Raw genomic sequence first — 2700 nt, forward strand, 5'->3', positions numbered from 1 at the left:
GGGCCTGGGCCGCGCCCAGGTGCTCAACCCATTGTCCCCACCCAATCCCGGTGGCGCGCTCGATGGCTGGGATGTTGCTGGACTTACTGGTCATGGCACGACCTTAGCGAAGCCGCGCCTCGGTGTCAGGGGTGGAGAAACAGCAGGACGCCGGGGACCTTCGCAGTCCCCCGGCGTCCTATCCGGTGATACATCTTGTTCTCCGCCTCGGAGCACGAGGTGAGTCCGGCTGTTTAGTTCTCCCGCAGATCGATGTTCAGCCGGTCCAGGAGTCCGATCAGCCGGTCCACATCGTCACGGGGCCACTCGCTTACCTTGGACCGCCAGCGCGACCGGTGCTCTCCCATCAGAGCGCGCCAGCGTGTGCGCGCTTCGTCGGTGGCACTAAGCCGGCTGACCCGGCGGTCCTCCGGATCCAGGCTGCGCACCAGCAGCCCGACCTCTTCCATCCGGGTCACCAGCCGGGAGAGGCTGGCCTTGTCGATCATCAGCTGCGAGCACAGCTCCGACTGCGCGATATGGTCGTTCTTCAACACCAGCGCCAGTACCGGCAGCGCGGCCGGCGGCAGCTGATCCCCGAATCGGGCCGCGAGGTTCCGTTTGGCGTGGGTGTTGTTCACCATCAGCTGCACCAGCTGGTGCTCCAGCGCCTCAAAGCGGTGGCTGAAGTCATCCCCGGTGGCCGCCGGCCCCAGGTCTTCCCGGGCCGGTTCGGCCGCGGCCGCTAGATCCGTGTTCATCGTGGATTACTTTCCCGCCGAGTTCCCCGGGCGTTGCTGTGCGGTGGATCCCGAGCCCAGTGCGTTGCCCTGCTCCGGAGCCTGCGGTGCATCGGCGCGGCATCCGCGGTGGGCTGTGCGGCTCGGTGGTCACAGCGGCGGCGGCCAGGCCGTGCTCCGGGTCAACCTCAACCAGGCCCTGCTCATCGCGCATGCGCTCGGTGCGGGTCTGGGTGCTCAGCGACTGGTTCGGCAGCAGCAGCACCGCGATCACGGTGATGATGCTGATCGGTGCGGCGACCGCGAACAGCTGGGCCACGGCATCGCCATAGGTGGATTCCAGGATCACGCGCACCGGTTCGGGCAGCGAGGAGATTTCCGGCAGCGAGCCCGAATTCAGGGCGGCGCCCACCTCAGCGGCCTTGTCGCCCAGCGATGCCAGCGCCTGCATCAGCTCGTTCTTGCGGTCCTCGAGCATGTTCGGGATGCTGATCGCCAACAGTGCGCCCAGCCCGGCGGTGCCGGCGGTGCCGCCCAGGGTGCGGAAGAAGTTCACGGCCGAGGAGGCCACGCCCAGCTCACGCTGTGCCACCGAGTTCTGCACGACCAGCACCATGTTCTGCATCACCAGGCCCACGCCGGCGCCCAGGATGAACATGTACGTGGCCACCAGTACGAACGGGGTGTCGTAGTGGATGCTGCCCAGCAGGAACAGCCCGATCACCTGCAGGATGGACCCGCTGACCACCAGCGCCTTCCACTTGCCGTAGCGCGAGATCAGCCAGCCGGCGCCGGTGGAGATCACCAGCAGGCCCGCCATCATCGGGAAGGTCATCAGCCGGCCTGCATGGCGCTGGCGCCGCGGGCCATGATCATGTACTGGCTGAGGAACACCGAGGTACCGAACATCGACACGCCCACCGCCAGCGAGGCGATCACGGCGAAGGTGAAGGTGCGGTTGCGGAACAGGGTCAGGTTCAGCAGCGGCTCCTCGGCGCGCAGCTCGACCAGGACGAAGGCGGCCAGCAGCAGCACCGAGCCGGCGACCATCAGGTAGCTGGTCAGGGAGGCCCACTCGAATTCGCTGCCGCCCAGGGACATCCAGATCAGCAGCAAGGACACACCGGCGGAGAGCAGGATCATGCCCCAGTAGTCGATCTTGAACGACCGCTTGGTCACGGCCGGCAGGTGCAGGGTCCGCTGGATCATGATGACCGCGACGATCGCCACCGGCAGGGCGACGAAGAAGTTCCAGCGCCAGTTGATGGTGTCGGTGATGAACCCGCCGATCAGCGGTCCGCCGACCGTGCCCACGGCCATGACCGCGCCGAACAGGCCCATGTACTTGCCGCGCTCGCGCGGGGAGAGGATGTCGGCCATCACGATCTGGCTCAGGGCGCCCATGCCGCCGCCGGCCAGGCCCTGGATGATGCGCATCGCGATCAGGAAGTTCGTGTCCTGCGCAAAGCCGGCGGCCGCGGAGGCCAGCACGAACATCATCAGCGCGATCTGCAGCAGCAGCTTGCGGTTGCCCAGGTCGGCGAACTTGCCCAGATCGGGGTGGAGACGGTGGTGGCCAGCAGCGTGGCGGTCACCACCCAGGTGTAGGCGGTCTGGCTGCCGTGCAGGTCGGCAACGATCACCGGCAGCGAGCTGGCAACAACGGTGCCGGCCAGGATCGAGACGAACATGCCCATCAGCAACCCGGTGAGAGATTGCAAAACCTCCCGGTGCGACATACGCGGGTTCTGATCCGCGGGTGTAGTGGTCATAGTGCTCCAAAGTCTGTTAGTTGAACTACGTCAACTATAGACCGATGGTTGATTTCGATCAACCAAAGTGGTCGATTCCACATTCATTGACTTTTGACAACTAAAAAACGGGTGCGTGTGCCCGTCCACGGGAGGTGAACCGTGGCGTGCCGGGGAGGGCGATGGCCGTGGGGGCAGCCCTAGGAGTCCTGGGAGGCGGAGGGCGTGGT

Annotated in this window: 4 protein-coding genes; all 4 read right to left on the reverse strand. The window is 66.0% G+C overall.

All coding sequences use genetic code 11. From position 1 onward, the window contains the following. Window positions 1-233: 233 nt before the first annotated feature. Genes JCM19049_RS11195 through JCM19049_RS11210 form a run of 4 tightly spaced genes read right to left on the reverse strand, consistent with a single transcriptional unit; the run spans window position 234 to window position 2410 of the window. Entirely contained in the window at window positions 234-740 is a 507-nt protein-coding gene (locus tag JCM19049_RS11195; RefSeq protein ID WP_054821631.1) for a MarR family winged helix-turn-helix transcriptional regulator, read from the reverse strand. Continuing rightward, on the reverse strand, window positions 670-1554 hold the full coding sequence (locus tag JCM19049_RS11200; protein ID WP_054821632.1) for an MFS transporter: 885 nt from the start codon (window positions 1552-1554) through the stop codon (window positions 670-672). Before JCM19049_RS11200 ends, JCM19049_RS11195 begins: the two co-directional genes overlap by 71 nt. Next, on the reverse strand, window positions 1554-2219 hold the full coding sequence (locus JCM19049_RS11205) for an MFS transporter (protein ID WP_054821633.1): 666 nt from the start codon (window positions 2217-2219) through the stop codon (window positions 1554-1556). The genes JCM19049_RS11200 and JCM19049_RS11205 overlap by 1 nt, the downstream gene beginning before the upstream one ends. Beyond that, entirely contained in the window at window positions 2219-2410 is a 192-nt protein-coding gene (locus JCM19049_RS11210) for a hypothetical protein (protein ID WP_279403035.1), read from the reverse strand. The genes JCM19049_RS11205 and JCM19049_RS11210 overlap by 1 nt, the downstream gene beginning before the upstream one ends. Window positions 2411-2700: the final 290 nt, after the last annotated feature.

Source organism: Arthrobacter sp. JCM 19049, assembly GCF_001310435.1.